Raw genomic sequence first — 16,192 nt, 5'->3', positions numbered from 1 at the left:
CGATGTGATCGTGCTGGCCCACGAGCAGTGAGCATCATGGGGCGTCACCTTGATCGGAAGGGAGGCGGGCGGATTGTAAGCGGATGGCGAACACACCTTCGGAACTCACACATTCATGAATGAAAATGTGCCCACGTTTAAGCGGACACAATACAAACTTTTATTGTGCTGACTTACAATCGGAATTGCCCTACCAATGTATTAAACGAAATTGCTAACTGCGATAGCTCGTGACTAGAAGCGCTGGTTTGGTTGGCACCCGCCGCCGTCTGCGTCGATAGGTCCTGAATGTTAACCAGGTTGCGATCCACCTCTCGCGCTACTTGAGCCTGCTCCTCTGCTGCGCTTGCTATCACCAGGTTTTGCTCATTAATCTGGCTGACGCCTTTACTGATCCGCTCTAGTGCCAGGCCGGCTTCAGTGGCAAGTAATTGAGTGCTGCGCACGAGGTTTTGACTTTTCCCCATCGCCTGCACCGCATCATCAGCCCCGCCACGAACCCTGCTGATCATAGCCTCGATCTCGCCAGTGGATGTCTGGGTACGGTGTGCCAAAGCACGTACTTCGTCGGCCACTACAGCAAAACCACGACCTTGCTCACCAGCACGTGCGGCCTCAATCGCAGCATTAAGAGCAAGCAGGTTGGTCTGCTCAGCAATACCACGGATGACGTCCAATACCTTGGTAATGTCGTAGATCTGTCCGGCCAATGCCTCGACTCGCTTTGTGGAATCAGTAATTTCCTCCGTCACAGTATTGATAGCCGTCACAGCCTGCTGTACCTGCTTCTGCCCTTTTAATGCGTCTTCAGCGGTCTGGCTGGAGATCTGAGAGGTGCTGGCTGCGTTGCGCGCCACTTCTTCCACTGCAGCCGTCATCTCGTTGACCGCAGTAGCAGCTTGTTGGATTTCGTCGTTTTGTCGCACCAGTCCACGCGTGCTGTCCTCTGTAACCGCAGTCAATTCTTCAGCTGCGGAAGCCAGTTGGTTCGAGGCGTCGGCAATTTGCTGCACGGTGTCTTTGAGGTTGCTTTGCATAACGGACAGAGACTGCAACAACTGGCCAGTTTCATCGGTGCCCCGAACCTCGATGGCCTGAGTCAGATCGCCTTTAGCTACGCGGTCTGCACCTTCGACCGATAGGTAAATCGGACGGGTAATCATGCGAGTGACGATCATTCCAAGTACGCCGGCACACAGCATGGCGATCAGGCAGCCCACGATCAGCACCCAAGTCACTTGGTTGTTAGTGCTTTCGCCTGCTTTCGCGACATCGAGAGCTTGGCGAGTGTTGGACTCGATCATGATCTCGATCTCAGCAACGAGTTTGAGGTAAGCCGGTGTAACGCTGTTTATAGCGAGCCTTCGAGCCTGTTCCATATCGCCACTTTTTAGCGCAGCGAAACCCAAATCCACAGCAGCAATGTAGGCCGGCCAGTCACGTTCGAAATCGTCCCCCGCAGCCCGTTCGTCTGCGTCTAGCGGGGTGGCACGGTAAGTTTTGAATGCAGCTTGAGCCTGGGACTGATTATCGCGGTACGACTGGATAACGGCGTTGATATCGTCAGCGCTGGCGTTCGTAGCTGTCAGCACAATGGCCTTGAAAAAGTCACGGTTGGTGCCAATGGCGTGTGCCTTGATTGCGTCGGTTTTCTGGATCGATACCAGGTTGTTGGTCACAGTATCTTGCAGTTGGCCATACAGCTTGGCGATGCCGGACTGACCCAGTACTGCCACAACAACCGTGATCAACGCGCATAGACCAAATGCAGTTAGCAGCTTGGACTTCAGCTTCAGGCTTCTCAGCCAAGACATAAGGATTACTCATTAGGAGGTAAAAAGGGTTAGGGGCGTCGTTTCCTTGAACAGAATAGCGGCAGGGGCGAAGTAAACTTTAATACTCACAAAGTCATGCACCTTGCTACGATGCACGACGAGGCTTACGTTAAGCGGTGAGGAAAATCCCTCGCGATAGTCAGGCACCTATCCACTTATGCGGTCGCAACAGCCCAATTTTGCTGGTTTGATGTGTCGGTAACCGCGTCAGCACATCTTTCAAATAGGCGTATGGGTCATGCCACTCACGCGCGCTGACTGAATCAAACTCATGATTGTCGCCGCCCGTTTGCCGCTGAGCGGCGACCCAGCGAACAACCAGCTCTACCCCCCATTGCACGCGGCCGGATCAAATTCTCGATCTGAGGTGCTTGTACTTTGGTGGAGCTTTACCGCTGGCACTGATTGAAAACTGACCCAGGGGTAAGCGGCCAGCAAACAAACCTTGCACAGATCAGGCAGGCATCCACTGATGCGGCAGCAGCTGCTCGATCTCGCTGGCCCGCTGCGTCGGCAGCCGCGTCAGCACATCCTTGAGATAAGCATACGGATCATGCCCATTGATGCGCGCCGACTGGATCAGGCTCATGATCGCTGCCGCCCGCTCGCCGCTGCGCAGCGACCCAGCAAACAACCAGTTCGACCGCCCGAGCGCCCATGGCCGGATCAAGTTCTCGATCTGGTTGTTGTCGATGGGCACAGCACCATCTTCCAGGTAGCGCGTCATCGCTACCCAGCGTTTAAGGCTGTAATCCAAGGCCTTTGCCGTAGCCGAGCCCTCGGGCACAAGCTCGCGGTGGGCCAGCATCCACTCATGCAGTTTTTCAGCGATGGGCACGGCTGCTTCCTGGCGTAATCGCCAACGGTCTTCGTCGCTCATGTCCTTGGCGTGTCGCTCGACTTCGTAAAGCCCGCCAATCGAGTGAAGCGCCTGCTCCACCAACGGGCTTTTATTGGCTACATGCAGGTCGAAGAACTTGCGGCGCGCATGCGCCATGCAGCCGATCTCGGTGATGCCCAGCTCAAAGCTGGCCTTGTAGCCGGCAAAGTCATCACAGACCAGCTTGCCGTTCCAGGTGCCCAGGAAGTTACGCGCATGTTCGCCAGCACGGCTGGGGCTGAAGTCGTAGACCACGGCCTTGAGGGCCGAGAATGGCGTAGTGCTGTAGGCCCAGACATAAGCACGGTGGGTTTTTTTCTCGCCGGGCGCCAGCATTTGTACCGGCGTTTCATCGGCGTGAACCACGCGCTGGGCCAGCACCTCTTCGCGCAGCGCATCAACCAGCGGCTGAAGCTGCACGCCGGTTTGGCCCACCCACTGCGCCAGTGTCGAGCGCGGGATGGACAGACCGGCACGGCCGAAGATCTTTTCCTGCCGATACAGCGGCAGGTGGTCGGCGAACTTCGCCACCATCACATGCGCCAGCAGGCCGGCAGTGGGGATGCCCTTGTCGATCACCTGCGCCGGCACCGGGGCCTGGATCAGTGTTTCGCACTGCCGGCAGGCCCATTTTCCACGCACGCGCAGCCGTCCGGATCCGAGGCTGGCCATTTAACTGTGATGGACTTATCACCCAAAGGCAGCGAGATGATCACCATCTCTTCTGATGCTCGCCTTGGTAACGTTTTTACCGGAACGAAAGCCGGCAGGGTTGCAGACGATTGATCCCGGTAAGTCGATAGCCACTTGCGGATCACGTTGGCGTTTATACCGTGATGGATGGCTACGCTGGAAATCGTCGCTCCGGGTTGCAGGCATTCCTGGACGACCTGAGCTTTGAATGGTTTGGGGTAAGAGCTTCGTTGGCGCATGGAAATCCTGGCGATAAGGGCGATCGCGTCCGCTTAAAATACGCGGACACCATCGCCCTTAATGCTGGAGTTCGGTAGGTGACATCACCGGACGGTTACGGCGGATTACGTATCTATTGCAGTTCGCCAAGCTGATTGCCGATGCCAACCGCCGTTGACTGTCAGGGCACCCGATCTCAGCGGTACTTGGGGTTTCAGGATCTGTGGCGGGCTGACGCCAGAAATAGCGATCTTATGAAGCAACAGTGTCAGATGACGAGTTCGGCAGGGTGCGCGCTGACCTGAAGCTCAACGACATATACCAGCCTATCGTTTTGCTTCGGGTCAACGTCCATCTGCCAAGTCAGCGGTCAAGAACAGATGTCCCCAGTCAAGCCATGGCCTCCGTCCAGAGGGGAAAGCGTAGCCCATCCGCTTGATTGTCTGGCACGATAAAGCCAAGGCTGTACCTTGCACGCGTGATGGCCACGTAAAGCTTATTCTGGGCCGTCTCCGCCTTCTTGGGGAAGGGCTTCGCTCCGCTCAATACGAAGTCGATTTGACTTTCCGTGGGAAGGATCAGTGTACGATCAAAACCTAAGCCCTTGCTGGCGCCGAAGTTATAGCACCGGGCATAAGAAGGAATGAAGCTTCTTCCCGACGTCACGCTCCATCTCAGCACCATAGGGTCGTACCTTGTAACGTAATCGGTGACGTCCGATTGCTTGACGATGAAGGCTCCCAGGTGGTGTATGAACGCTGGCGGGACATCAACAACAGCCGACTTGGTTGCCTTGTAGGCTCCCCTGTGCACTTCATCAGCGATATCGCAGATGGATTGCAGGCTTCGCCAGTTTAGGACAAGGGCTTCCTCGGTAAAGCCCATGGCTTTGAATGCAGCGATTTTTTCGTCTGATGTCTGAGGTGCCTTGTGACCGAACGTGGTCTCGTAGACTGTCTGACGAAAATCTCCGACGCAGGTGATTGGAGACTTCATGGCCTTGTCGAGGCCCTTCAACACGTCGTAATCCCATCCAACCAAATCCTGAACCTCGTCGAAGTAGACCTGGCTGTAGATTTCCCCGAGACGAATTGCGGCAGCATGCTTAGTAGTTGTCATCAACCTAGCGGATAATTTCGCGAGAAACCCTGTGTGCGCCTTGGTGTGGCACTGCGTTAGGAAGTGGTTTGGATTGAAGCTCTTGTCATCCAGCTGCTCTTTCCTGCCAGGCAAGGTGAACTTCGTCTTCGGCTTTAGATGAGGATTGCTGGCATTGAAAAAGAATGCCTCGATCCGTTTTTGAAAATAGGCCTGCTGATAGGGCCTTATCATGTCTTCGAGGTAGAAGGTGAACAGTCCCTTCACCACGAATCCACTGCTGTGTTGGCCAAATTCAGCCAGAAACCGACGCCGCAGCTCTTGCTGATTGCTGGTCGTGTAGGTCACCACTAGCACCTTCCCACCGCGTCTGATCTCGGCGATTGCTTCGGTGATGATTTTATGGGTTTTACCCGACCCAGCACCCGCCATGCACAGTATGTTAGACAAAGTGAAGCACCTCATCCAGGAAGGTGGGGTATTTGAACGCCTCTGTTGTTTCGAACAGTCTTATTGCGGAGTCCACCTTCTTTTTCCCCTTGCCATCGCCGTCTGCGCTTTTGAACCACTTAATGATAAATTCCAACTTGGCGGCAAACGTAGGCTCGGCTTTCAGTAGGTTAAACGTCTGGGGAGAAAGTACGATTTTTGCAAATGCCAGCAATTCCTTTTCTGACGTGGAATTGATCGAAATCATGGCAGGCTCCAACGAGAACTCCTCATCTACTTTGGATGAGATCAGCTGGATGTTAGGATATTTTTCATAGTCCTTACGCGCCGTGACGACGTTCTTCTCATAGTCACCATCGTTGTCACGCAGAACATTGACCCTTGTACCAATTTCCTTTCCGATTTCGATGAACGTTTTGAAGCCCACGCCGCGCACTACGATGATGTCGATGCCATCCTGCTCAGGGAGCCGATCATGGTTTTTGTCTTTATATATACGTTTGAGTACCAGTTCATCAGATGGCCCCTCAACCAGCACTACCTTCTTGGAGAGGGCTACGCGTAAGGTATCATAGCCGGGGAGGCGTTTGAGCGTCTTGACGACATCCTTATCCAGAAGATGCAGGCGTTTGTACGAATCATGAAGCAGGCATATCTTGTTGATGCTGAGTTTATTAAGCACGTAGGAACTGTGGGTGGTCAGAAACAGTTGCTTGCCATCGCGCTGATCCTCAATATCCTGGACGAGTCGGCTCAACTCTACGTGCGACAGGTGATTCTCAGGCTCCTCCATCATCACCAGATCGATGTCTTTCGATTTGTTGTGGAGGGCCAGTTTTATCTGCACCTCTCTCTGTTCGCCCTTGCCAATCATGTGGAAAGGCACGGTATCCACTTCGAGCTGCAGTCCATTCTGGAGGGCGCCCGACGGCATGGTGTTCGCCGCGATCGTGAGCGTCTTGTCCGTGATCTTGTTGTCGGAATCCAGATCTTTGTTGACCGTCTTTACTTCATCGGTTTCATTAAATTTTTGGAGGGTTTCGCGGTAGTTGAGGCTCAGCCGGTATTCTTCGTCCTTCTTAAGGGCGGTGCTCAGGACATTGGAAATGTACTGATTTTTCCCGAAGGTTGGATGGATACGCGTTGGATCAATGTAGAGGGCCCTGAACTGTTTGCTCATTGGCTTGATGACGTTCCAGGCGAAGTCCATCCACTCAAGCTTGTAAAACTCTACCGGGATGCTGGTCATCGGGGCACCAGCGGCCATATAGTCACTATAGGCGTCCGTAAAATCCGGGTCGAATCTTGCAACGACCTGCACGCCCTGAGCATCTTTGTGCAGGCTGTTGTTGGTGCCCCTGTAGTCAGGCACATTCTTCATATACGCCTCGATTACGAGGACAGGCAGGTCTGCCGGAGTCATGTTCGAACGCAGGAAAGCCGCGACGGCATCACTGTTAAACAGGTCAGGAGAAAATTCGTTGGCGAATGGTCGGCTGCGGTACTGAAAGTTTAAGACAATCTCCATGGCTTCCAAGATTGTGCTCTTGCCAGCGTTGTTGTCTCCAACAAAAATATTGACATCATCATTGAAGTCAAACGTCTGATCTTTGAATTTTTTGAAGCTTACGAGACGAAGTGATTCCACAAGCACTTTTCAATTCCTTCTGAGTGACGCCGACGAGGTGGCATTAGGGCTATTCTGCCGGAACGCTACCCCGAGGTTCAGATCTTGTCCAGAGCGCAGGTGCTGATAGCGATGCTTGCGTGGTGACGCCCGAAAAAGCAGCTCCCCCGATCAGTTGTATTGGTTCAGCTGTCATCTTGATGCATGGGCGTTTCACTAATAATCGACGGCTGAGGCGACGCAGGTTTTATCGCCAGGGGCAGAGCGCCCAGCCATTGAGCTTCGCGACCGCATTGGCAACGCCCTCAAGGCAAGTGTTGAGAGCCTGGTAGATCAGGTTATGGAGGAGGGCAACGAAACATTATCTGCCGCCCAAGCCCAGTTCGATGAACAGATACGAGCTTTGGAGGCAAGTAATCAGCGGCTGGAGGCCGAGCTCACCACACTCAGGCGCCAGTTCGAGGCTCAGCACTCTGCTCTGGAGGTCCAAACTGCTGAGCTGAAGATCAGTGAAGCATCTCTGCGCCAGGAACTGGGTCGCAACGCTCGATTGAGCCAGACGTGCGAAGAACTTGAGCGCCGGATCCTGGAGAGAGATGAGCAGATCCAGTCCTTAGAAGAAAAACATGGGCATGCGCGTAACGCCTTGGAGCATTACCGCGAGGCGATCAAGGAGCAGCGCGAGCAAGACCAACGTCGACATGAAAGCCAGCTCCAGGCCCGCCAGGGAGAGCTGCGTCAGATTCGAGAGAGCCTGGTGGTCAAACAGGATGAGCTGACACGGCTGAACAGAGACAACGAGCGGCTCATCGGCGAGGCTCGTCAGCAAGCTAAAGCGCTGCACACGCAAGGAGATCAGATGCAATCACTTACCGCTCAGGTTCAGGCGTTAACACTCTCCGAGGCGAAATCGGGCGCAATCATCGAGCATCACCAAGGCCAAGTGCTGGAGCTCCGTGAAGAGGTCAAGGGTTTGAACATTGCTGCCGCGATGGCGACTGGTCGTGAAGCTGATCTAAGCAGGCAGATCGTCGACTTGCTGGCACAGCTTACAGGCTCTAAGAGCGATGGGGCTGACCCAGCCTTATCGCCTACCGAACCCATTGCTGCACTTAAGAACGTTCCAACACCGGAAGCGCCGCCCAACAATCGAAAAGGGAAAAAGCCATGAAAGCTGCTTGCCAAGAATCAGTGAAAGGTCGTCAGAGGGTTGTCGGAATGCAGTGGGCGCACGAGCAGGGACATCGACTGGCTAGTCGCGGACTCCTTGATGACGCCTTGGGGCTTAAGGTGCTCCGAGCGCAAAGTCGTTCGCCAAAGCGCTAGGCGCTCAAGAGCAGGCAAGCACGCGGGCGGCGTGCAATTAGGACAGGTTTGGTAGGCGTCGCGCCCGAGCCAGGCCCGGGTTCTGTAGTGTCCCCAGGGCTGATTCTCCTGGAGCTTGAATTTATTTCCCCTGCTTTCTGCGAGCCCACTCTTCATCGCTCACCACATTCATGATCGTGGTCACTGAGCAATAGATGTGAAACTCGAGAAGATGGCTCACGATATGGTCGTCCTTGAAACGGTGGTGAGCGATCGACGGAAACTACTCTTCTGGCACCGGGTGTAGGGCATTCGGGTTATGAAACATGCTCATGCCCTCGGCCCACGTTTCTGTACAGTCCTCGTTGACCTCATAGCTGAACATCTTTGGCAATGAAGCATCGGGGTCGTGGTCGTGGTAAGCCCCCATCCTGAAGAGCTTTACGTTGTCCTCCCCAAAACCTGCTTGCTTGCCCATGCGGTTGAAGTTGGAGACCGTGCCGCTTACGGAGAACATGACTGCACTGATGTTCTCGGCGCCAGGCTGGAAGAATAACCCTAACGGAATTTCTTTTTCGCCTACGACGTGTTTATCGATTTTCTGAGGAGTGATTACCAGCTTCCCCGACTCATTATAGTGATGATAGTGATGCACCCCGTATAGCTAATTGATGAGGGCTGTTGACGTCCAAAGCATCGACTGGTTTTCGTGAAAGTCGGCGATCGCGATGACCAGAGGTATGCCAGCAACGTGTTCAAGTTCCCAATATTTCTTCTGCAGCTTGGAGAAGATCGGGCTGCCGATTTGATTTGTTCCACTCACTTAGGACGCATCAGCCTGTGCCAAGCATCGTTCTAAGGTGCCACCCATCAACCCGAGGCATGAGCCGTTTTGGTAAAACTCGGCCATCTTCACTCCAAAAGGTTGCGCCCGACAACCCTGTCAACCTAGATAAGAGTCGGTAGCGGCAGTGTCGCTAGGCTCATCGGTTGGAGGCGGGGGTATGAGCATAGGGCGGCTAGTCCTGTGGGCATAAACCACTCCCCGACAAGCTCCCAGTACATGCTTGAGAGATTTGCCAGTCTTCGCCACACGTGCATGTCGCACTACGAGCGGCAGTCACGGCTTTGATGGCGCGGTTTCAGCGTATCGTCTGGAAGCTTTATCGGCTGGGGCGCAAACGAACGGGGTGTGATAGCTGCTATCGATTGCGGAGCTGAAGACTGGGCCCATCGGGGACACGTCAGTATCTGATGCTTCTTCAATCCGTCCTGCCAGCAGCACCTGAAACTGAGATGGATAGTGACGCAGGAGAAATTTGGCTTCACGGCGTACCCGTTCTGGCAGCGATAAGTCTCGAGAGAGCTCGAGCAGAAACTCCCCCGCCTGGATCACTGCCCGGCTACGTTCAATCGGCATGGTCATGTTTAGGCCCTCAGAGTCATCGTGCTGCCGTAATTTGGTGCTCACGCCTGGTGAGTTTTTAGTTTAGCTCTCTCGAGCTGACCCATGGTGTCTTGAGCTACAGTGGTCAACGTGCCCTACCGACCACCCAGAGAACAGGCTACTCGGTCACTTAGGCTAAGGACCCTTCCATGCGTGAGTGCTTGGACGAAAGCAATCCAGCCTTATGCTACGCAACGGATTTCTATCCAGAACCCGTTACCCTTGCCCAAAGGAATGCGACCAAAACCGACAAATGGCCAACACCGCCCACCATCAGCGGTCCTCGGCAGCGTGTTTAAAAAACCCATTGACTTGGTGAGTGTCAAAAGATCCATGGTCTTTCTTACTGAAGCGTGATCCTGGATGCGTGGGTCAACCAGCAAGCCTTCCAACCGGTTCTAGTTCGCATCCGTCTACCAGGGCGCGGTCCAGAAACCTGTTCTGTTTATCAGATCTGTTCCGAAGCAAGGCCTGAGCATGCTCTTCAAAATCGGCTTTCATTTTCCACTTGAGTGTCCTTACTTTTCGTCGCCCCTTCATCCTCCCCCCTTTTGAGCTTCAAAAGTCATTGTAGTACTAGGTGCATCATGCACTTCTGGAGACGATCTCCCACGCAGACAGCGAGTAACTCGTCTTGATTTGCCTAACCCGCAGTGCGAGGCAGGCTTGGTGGGGTGGAGAAATTTTCCTCGCTCTGGAAGCGCTGTGGTCCAATTTGATGCAGATACGTGCTTGAATCGCATACGACCGCCTGGCGAAGTCTGAAGCGAACGAGTGCTCTTTAAGGCCGCATCTACCCCATGTTTGGTATCCATGCGGTTATTCCGCCAGCGCCGTCTAGTCAACGCGGTAGCCGAGCAGCCCATTCAGGTCGGAGTCATTGCACCAACAGTGATGACGACGGTCTAGCAAGCTCACCTATCTTGGCTGACCTGTAACGGCCAGCAGCTCTGAACATGCGAAGTACAGCGGTTGGTGGAGGCTCCTATCTTTTACTGTCTCCCTAACGGTCCAAAAAGCTGGGTATCGGATGTTGCCGAATAGTTCTCTGATAGCTGAAAGCTCTGTTGTTGAAGGTGCCTGGGGCAATACAACACCCGTGATTTCTTTTTCCGACGAAGATCCAGGTCACCCAGTTTGTAACTGGCCGAAGCGGTTCGGTAAACGACCGCGCTTTGGTCAGTAGAGACGCCGTTGAAGAGGGTAACGCTCTCCAACTCCTCTAAAGTCCAGTGAGTACGACCGCTGACGGACGGGGGGCACATCATGTGAACATGTCTCACCTCTACGTCCGTGACTGCAGCTAGGTAGTACTGTAATTCGTAAGCACAGTTGAGTATGGCTGCACGATTGGTTTGCCCCGTGTGCAGGGAGATGATAGTGGCAACAAAGCAGAGTCCTTCCATTTCGCCGTGAGTCCAATTCCGTACCTCACGCTGAGCGGGGTCATAAACAAAAATCAATTAGGGCACCCTGACTGGTAGAAGGCTTCGGTTTTGGAAATTGCACTGCTAGCGATGGATAGAAAAAAAGCCCGCGGCAGCTTCAAGGAATGTCCCTTGCAGGTTGGCGTCGACTCACCGCAATTCTACCGAAATGAACACTATAGATTGTAGCCCTATAGTGAGCAAAAAGGCTTTATCGTTCCTTTTGCGAGGAACGGTCATGGAAGTGAAGCAGGCGTTCGGGATTGCGCTCCGAAATGCCCGGGTTCGTCGGGGCTTAACGCAGGAGGATTTCCACGACATCAGCAGTAGGACCTATATCAGCACGCTAGAGCGCGGGCTGAAAAACGTCACCATTGACAAAGCAGCAGCATTGGCCGAGCGCACTGGCGTTCATCCTCTCACTCTGATGATCGAGACTTTCCTGATCCTCGACCCAACCGTTGATCTAGCCTCCCTGATCCGACAGGTGCAGGAAGAAATGAAGGCGTGAGGCTTCTAAGTGAGTTGCGGCACGGTGGGGTCATGACAGAGGGGAGGCAGAGGATTGGAGCCACATAGCAGCCCAAGGCATCGAGCTGCTGGAAGTCGCATGCATCAGCGCCAGCACGGACAATCTTAAAGACTTCAAGGGTACTCAGTGGACGTTGGCAAAGTGGCTAGCCAACGAGCGTGAGCAGGAGGTCATCAGGGCTGCCCCGTATTGCCCCATTCTGATGGAGTACACGGCTGCCGGACGGTTATTCATCCATGAGAGCCGGAGCTCATAGTCGCCAATGGTGCTGGCAACCCCGATCAGACTTGGGCGGCCGGCGTGCGCGGTGCGAAGCTGCCCGTCCGGCGGCTCCCCGATCAGCCCTTCGTACCTGTAAAACTACGTGAGGAGCTGGACGCCCTGCGAAGTGTGAACCTGATGGCTCGCAAAATCACGGTGGTGGTTTCGCTCCAACAGCCCGCGCCTCAACGGTCTTCATCGGCAAGACAGGTTGCAAAATCGCGGGTCAGAAGCTGTGCAGCTCGCCTATGTGGCGAGTTCCAGGCCACAGCACATACTGATTTCGTCGGTGAAAAAGTTCGAATGCAAGGATCGGACTGTGCTGATGCACTTGGGCTCAAGGTGCTTAGATCACCTATATCTAAGACGCTTCGCGACCCAAGTCTTCCAGCCGAAGGGAGCGCGCGCAAGCTCTCGAATTTCCGCCAATCCTCAAAGGCAGAAATCACGCCAAGCGAGGACAATCAGGGAGGAGGGTGCACTTCAGCAAACGTGGCATAGCATATGTTATACATCCAGCATTTCGATCTTTCATAATTAGCCTGCACGCCTATAAATCTAAAATTGTTAGCTCATTTACCTAAACGGATTTTGTGATGCCGACGCGCAGCGCTTCTGGAGCGCATTTAAAGACTCGTAGCCAAGCCGACTACGTGTATTGTCGAGTCCAAAATCCTGAAGCGAAACTATAATGGCTGCTGCGCGGATAGTATCGAGCCTCGCAGCAGCGACTAACGCGATGTCCTGTTCCGTAAAGCCATCCTGGGTCATCATGCTTACAGCTACTTGACTAATGTCTTTAATCACGTTACGTACCTGTCTCGACGTTATGCCGGGGCGACCTCCTAAAGTAGTGAAAACAGCCAAGTCTGGTGAAGCTCGATCGGAAATCGCGATAGCTCTCGTTCTTAAATACCGCTCAAAATAGCGTGAGAAAACGTCCGGTGCTTGCAAACGAAAAACGCGTCCTGCGTCAACGACAGAGTAGATTACTACGGTGTTCTCCTGAAAGTCACCTAATGTTGGACGCCAGGATTTGCTGCCTGAGATAAGTCTCACTGGAACAAGCATGAATATAATCATAGCTAAAATAAAAAGTGACCGTTCATGAGCGCCGTCGTGCTCACACATTTTCTCCGCCGCCTTTAATAAACAATCCAAATGGATTCGCTCCAGTCGTCCAATAAGCGAAACACTTCGTTCAGTAAGACTATCAATAAAAGATTCTTCGATATGCCTAGCAGGATTCATAATTGCGAGTTGACGCTTTTCCAAATAGTGAAAAAATTGCGTACATACTGATCGAATACCCCTGAGCGCCTTGGCTTTTGCCACTGGGTTATCGACAGCATTTGAAAAAGGGCGCCACCTACGATTGATGATGTAGTAGCCTTCACTGTTTCTTTTGAATCGGCGCATTGCGCTGCGACCAACCCAGTTTTCTGGTGGGGAAGCACAGAATCTTAGGAATTTTTTAAAGTCATCTATTCCAACTTTAGAAACGGGGGTTTTATTGATGATCCACGCCCACAGCAATAATCGCTCAGTAACGCCCCGATAATAATAAAAAGTGGTACTAACGTCTGCCGCTTGATCGTAGTTAACATAGCCCTGGAGGAAATCTTTCGCCGAGTCGAATATTAATACGGGATCTAATTCAACGCTGAAGCTCGCGAGGTAATCGGCAAGTTCAGGGTGCAATGTGAAATATACGTCCGACAAAAGCGCTGTGGCGTCCTGATCAGAGAACATGGGACGAGGTTCAGTCATAACGATTCTCGGATGAAATATCTGACCATAGCTCATGAAGGCCGATATGCCAGCTCCGGTGACGCATTCGATCTAACATTTATGGATACTAGCTGCAGACGGAATTAGCCTATATGACATTGAACCTAACATTCTAAAGTGTTGAAATTAGGGCGCTTTCAGACATTAGGCATTCTACTCCTTGCATCTATGAATACCCTGAGATTATCCACGTATTGATAAGGTTTCGCGGAATTGACGGGCGCCTGTGTTGGAGAATACTCATAAATTGCCGGTTAGCGATTGAATAGCAAGTATTTTTTTTGACGTTCAGGGTTAGCATTAATGGCTAACAGTCACAGAGGCCGATGTTAAAGGCCAGCTGTCAATAAGCGGCTGGGCGGATGCATGAGGTAAAGTGTTTCATAATTTAACATAATATACATTATGCGTAACAAGGCATTACGCCGCTGGGCGTGGTGTCAGAGAATCGAGCGTGGCGATTCTCCTTTTCCTGCTCCAGGTTCCAAGGCACCCAGTCTGATCCCGATACCAACGCTTGCCCTCGACGTTAACCACTCATCATCAGTTACCGCTCGCCACCCACGGCTGATAGCTTGCCGTTCACCCAAGCCCGACGATTCAACAATCGCGATCACCGCTTAACCCCAACGCAGCGCCCAACCCACTGCAGCGTTCAGCGGATCAATCACACAGACATCCAGCAAACCAATCGCTTTCAGGCTTCACACCGAGCGCACGTCAGCATCTGGCCGGCACCAGCAACAAGCGCCGTCGATCAAGCACCACAGGCGCAGCGCCCAAGACGTCGCAAAACCTATGACGACGCCGTCCACCGACATCTGCCTGACCACCCGCAGTGTGAACAGCGACTGCTTAATGCCAAGCTTCGAACTCGCCCCCCAGATTAACCCGTGCCGATCCGATACCCGTGCAAGCCTTGTGGACAGTCAGCCAAACTGCGTATCAGCCAGCTCACCAACGGGGATTGTTAAGGTCCGCAAACGCCTGACCCGCCTCGAAAGCCCATAAAACAAGGCCTGCAGAGCAGCAATGCACCCGCAGTAGCGCCTGATCAGCCCGCGAAATCACCACTCTTGGAGCCCAAAACTCACCCAAAAAGCGCAAAACCACCGATCAACATACGAATACACCACCAGATTGCGCTAAGACGGCGTAAATCAGCCCCCAATGAGCCATGTCGCTCCAGGCAACCCCGCTAACACACCCCAACCCACAAATGCAATATCCGATAACTGTCAGACCCGGATATTGCATCTGTACCCATCCTGCTGGATTATGCCGCCATCTTCCGCATTCCCAGTCAGCGAATTCAAATGCCCGCGCCCTCGTCACCCCATCCGCTGTTCGAAACCTACGCGAAGTTCGGCGAGCTTAATTTCAGCTCCTTAAAGGAAGAGCTTCCGGCGATCCGGGATTATCTCGAGCAGTTCCCCGCAGAAACCCAGGCCATCGAAGGCTACCGCGCCGTGCGCAGCTTTCTCAAGTCTTACGCCGGCAACGAATCCACGTTCAATTCCTACCGGACCCACGTCGAACGACTGCTGCTCTGGACGATGCTCAAATCCAGAACGCCCCTCCTCGCCATGCGCCGCACCCAGGCCGAAAGCTTCATGGAGTTCTGCCTGGCGCCTGACCCCGCCTGGGTCGGTCCGGTGGTGAAATCCCGCTTCACTCGCCTGGGTGCGCGCAAGAAAACCGCGACGGACACCTACGTGCTCAACCCCGATTGGCGGCCATTCAGCCAGACCGTCGCCAAGGAAGAACGTAAGCGCGCTGAAGAAGAAAACCGTCCCGCCCTTCAGGACACGTACCGGCTGGCCCAAGGCTCTATCGCGCAGATCTTCGCGGTGTGCGGCAGCTTTTTTCAGCACGCGATCGATGAGGGTTTTTGCGAGCAGAACCCGTTTCGCGCGGTAAAACAAAAGAGCAAATACAAAGAGCGCAACACCGATAACCAGGACACGCGCATCCTGACCTCGCTGCAGTGGGATTTCGTGCTGGAGACCGCTGAGCTTATGGCCGCGGAGGACGCCAGGTTCGAGCGCACGCTGTTTATCGTGGCGACGATTTTTGCCATGTACCTGCGGGTGTCCGATCTGGTGGGCCGTGACAACTGGAAACCGACCATGGGCGATCTGCGCAAGGACAGCGCCGGCAACTGGTGGTACCACGTGGTGGGCAAAGGCAATAAAGCCGGCAAGATCAGCGTGCGGGACGACTACGTCGAGAACTACCTCAAGCGCTGGCGACTGCACCAAGGTCTGTCCCCCCTGCCCGGCTTCCGTGAAAGCACGCCGCTGATTGCCACCCAACGCGGTCGCGCCGGTTTGTCGGACCGGCATATCCGCGTGTTGCTGCAGGAGGTGTTTGATCGCGCGCTGCAGCGCATGCAGGCCGAGCACTGGCCGGATGAAGACGTCGGCCGCCTGCGCGCGGCGTCCTTGCACTGGCTGCGCCACACCTCGGCGACCTTCGATGCGCCGCACCGCGACATGAAGGATCTGCAGGTCGATCTGCGTCACAACAGCCTCAGCACGACACAGAACGTCTACTACAACTCCGAGGATGAAAAACGGGCTTACTCGGTCAAGCGTTTGCCCATGAAAGAGCGATCGTGATCGGTC

Annotated in this window: 10 protein-coding genes and 2 pseudogenes; 3 read left to right on the top strand and 9 right to left on the bottom strand. The window is 53.8% G+C overall.

Features of this window, described 5'->3' with window-relative positions:
* Positions 1 to 173 precede the first annotated feature (173 nt).
* The 6 genes and pseudogenes from QWI18_RS00470 to QWI18_RS00445 form a co-directional block, all read right to left on the bottom strand.
* Positions 174 to 1,814, bottom strand: a complete 1,641-nt coding sequence (locus QWI18_RS00470; RefSeq protein WP_192175095.1) for a methyl-accepting chemotaxis protein — start codon at positions 1,812 to 1,814, stop codon at positions 174 to 176.
* A 160-nt stretch (positions 1,815 to 1,974) separates the two neighbouring features.
* Positions 1,975 to 2,197, bottom strand: a pseudogene (locus QWI18_RS00465) (transposase domain-containing protein); the annotation flags it as partial.
* Between the two features lie 92 nt (positions 2,198 to 2,289).
* A pseudogene (locus tag QWI18_RS00460) lies at positions 2,290 to 3,357 on the bottom strand (IS66 family transposase); the annotation flags it as partial.
* The gene (locus QWI18_RS00455) at positions 3,318 to 3,647 is read right to left on the bottom strand and encodes a transposase (protein WP_369317892.1); all 330 of its coding nucleotides are present in this window, start codon (positions 3,645 to 3,647) and stop codon (positions 3,318 to 3,320) included. The pseudogene QWI18_RS00460 and the gene QWI18_RS00455, both read right to left, overlap by 40 nt.
* 370 nt (positions 3,648 to 4,017) lie before the next feature.
* Entirely contained in the window at positions 4,018 to 5,175 is a 1,158-nt protein-coding gene (locus QWI18_RS00450) for a UvrD-helicase domain-containing protein (RefSeq protein WP_369317891.1), read from the bottom strand.
* A complete protein-coding gene (locus tag QWI18_RS00445; RefSeq protein ID WP_369317890.1) occupies positions 5,168 to 6,829 on the bottom strand; it encodes an ATP-dependent endonuclease in 1,662 nt (553 codons plus the stop codon). The genes QWI18_RS00450 and QWI18_RS00445 overlap by 8 nt, the downstream gene beginning before the upstream one ends.
* 313 nt (positions 6,830 to 7,142) lie before the next feature.
* On the opposite strand from QWI18_RS00445, the gene QWI18_RS00440 reads away from it, so the two are divergent.
* Positions 7,143 to 7,973, top strand: coding sequence for an integrase (locus QWI18_RS00440; RefSeq protein WP_369317889.1), 831 nt, complete (start codon positions 7,143 to 7,145; stop codon positions 7,971 to 7,973).
* Between the two features lie 417 nt (positions 7,974 to 8,390).
* On the opposite strand, the gene QWI18_RS00435 is transcribed toward QWI18_RS00440, so the two are convergent.
* Together QWI18_RS00435 and QWI18_RS00430 are read right to left on the bottom strand one after the other, a co-directional pair.
* A complete protein-coding gene (locus tag QWI18_RS00435) occupies positions 8,391 to 8,762 on the bottom strand; it encodes a hypothetical protein (RefSeq protein WP_369317888.1) in 372 nt (123 codons plus the stop codon).
* 465 nt (positions 8,763 to 9,227) lie between these two features.
* Positions 9,228 to 9,533: a BPSL0761 family protein gene (locus QWI18_RS00430; protein ID WP_369317887.1), complete on the bottom strand. Its 306-nt coding sequence runs from the start codon at positions 9,531 to 9,533 to the stop codon at positions 9,228 to 9,230.
* A 1,686-nt stretch (positions 9,534 to 11,219) separates the two neighbouring features.
* On the opposite strand from QWI18_RS00430, the gene QWI18_RS00425 reads away from it, so the two are divergent.
* Entirely contained in the window at positions 11,220 to 11,492 is a 273-nt protein-coding gene (locus tag QWI18_RS00425; RefSeq protein ID WP_024671615.1) for a helix-turn-helix domain-containing protein, read from the top strand.
* An 858-nt stretch (positions 11,493 to 12,350) separates the two neighbouring features.
* Here the strand turns inward: QWI18_RS00425 and QWI18_RS00420 are convergent.
* Positions 12,351 to 13,544, bottom strand: a complete 1,194-nt coding sequence (locus QWI18_RS00420; protein WP_369317886.1) for a hypothetical protein — start codon at positions 13,542 to 13,544, stop codon at positions 12,351 to 12,353.
* A gap of 1,337 nt (positions 13,545 to 14,881) precedes the next feature.
* Here QWI18_RS00420 and QWI18_RS00415 point away from each other — a divergent pair.
* Positions 14,882 to 16,186, top strand: coding sequence for a tyrosine-type recombinase/integrase (locus tag QWI18_RS00415; protein ID WP_369317885.1), 1,305 nt, complete (start codon positions 14,882 to 14,884; stop codon positions 16,184 to 16,186).
* Positions 16,187 to 16,192: the final 6 nt, after the last annotated feature.

The sequence above is a fragment of the Pseudomonas sp. W2Oct36 genome (genome assembly GCF_041060465.1).
Lineage (GTDB): Bacteria > Pseudomonadota > Gammaproteobacteria > Pseudomonadales > Pseudomonadaceae > Aquipseudomonas > Aquipseudomonas graminis_B.
Note: the sequence above shows the minus strand (reverse complement) of the source record. Positions and strands in the feature narration are given on the sequence as shown.

Coding starts and splice junctions, on each gene's coding strand:
- QWI18_RS00470 (WP_192175095.1), bottom strand. CDS start 1,814: ATGTCTTGGCTGAGAAGCCTGAAGCTGAAGTCCAAGCTGCTAACTGCA.
- QWI18_RS00455 (WP_369317892.1), bottom strand. CDS start 3,647: ATGCGCCAACGAAGCTCTTACCCCAAACCATTCAAAGCTCAGGTCGTC.
- QWI18_RS00440 (WP_369317889.1), top strand. CDS start 7,143: ATGGAGGAGGGCAACGAAACATTATCTGCCGCCCAAGCCCAGTTCGAT.
- QWI18_RS00430 (WP_369317887.1), bottom strand. CDS start 9,533: ATGACCATGCCGATTGAACGTAGCCGGGCAGTGATCCAGGCGGGGGAG.
- QWI18_RS00425 (WP_024671615.1), top strand. CDS start 11,220: ATGGAAGTGAAGCAGGCGTTCGGGATTGCGCTCCGAAATGCCCGGGTT.
- QWI18_RS00420 (WP_369317886.1), bottom strand. CDS start 13,544: ATGACTGAACCTCGTCCCATGTTCTCTGATCAGGACGCCACAGCGCTT.
- QWI18_RS00415 (WP_369317885.1), top strand. CDS start 14,882: ATGCCCGCGCCCTCGTCACCCCATCCGCTGTTCGAAACCTACGCGAAG.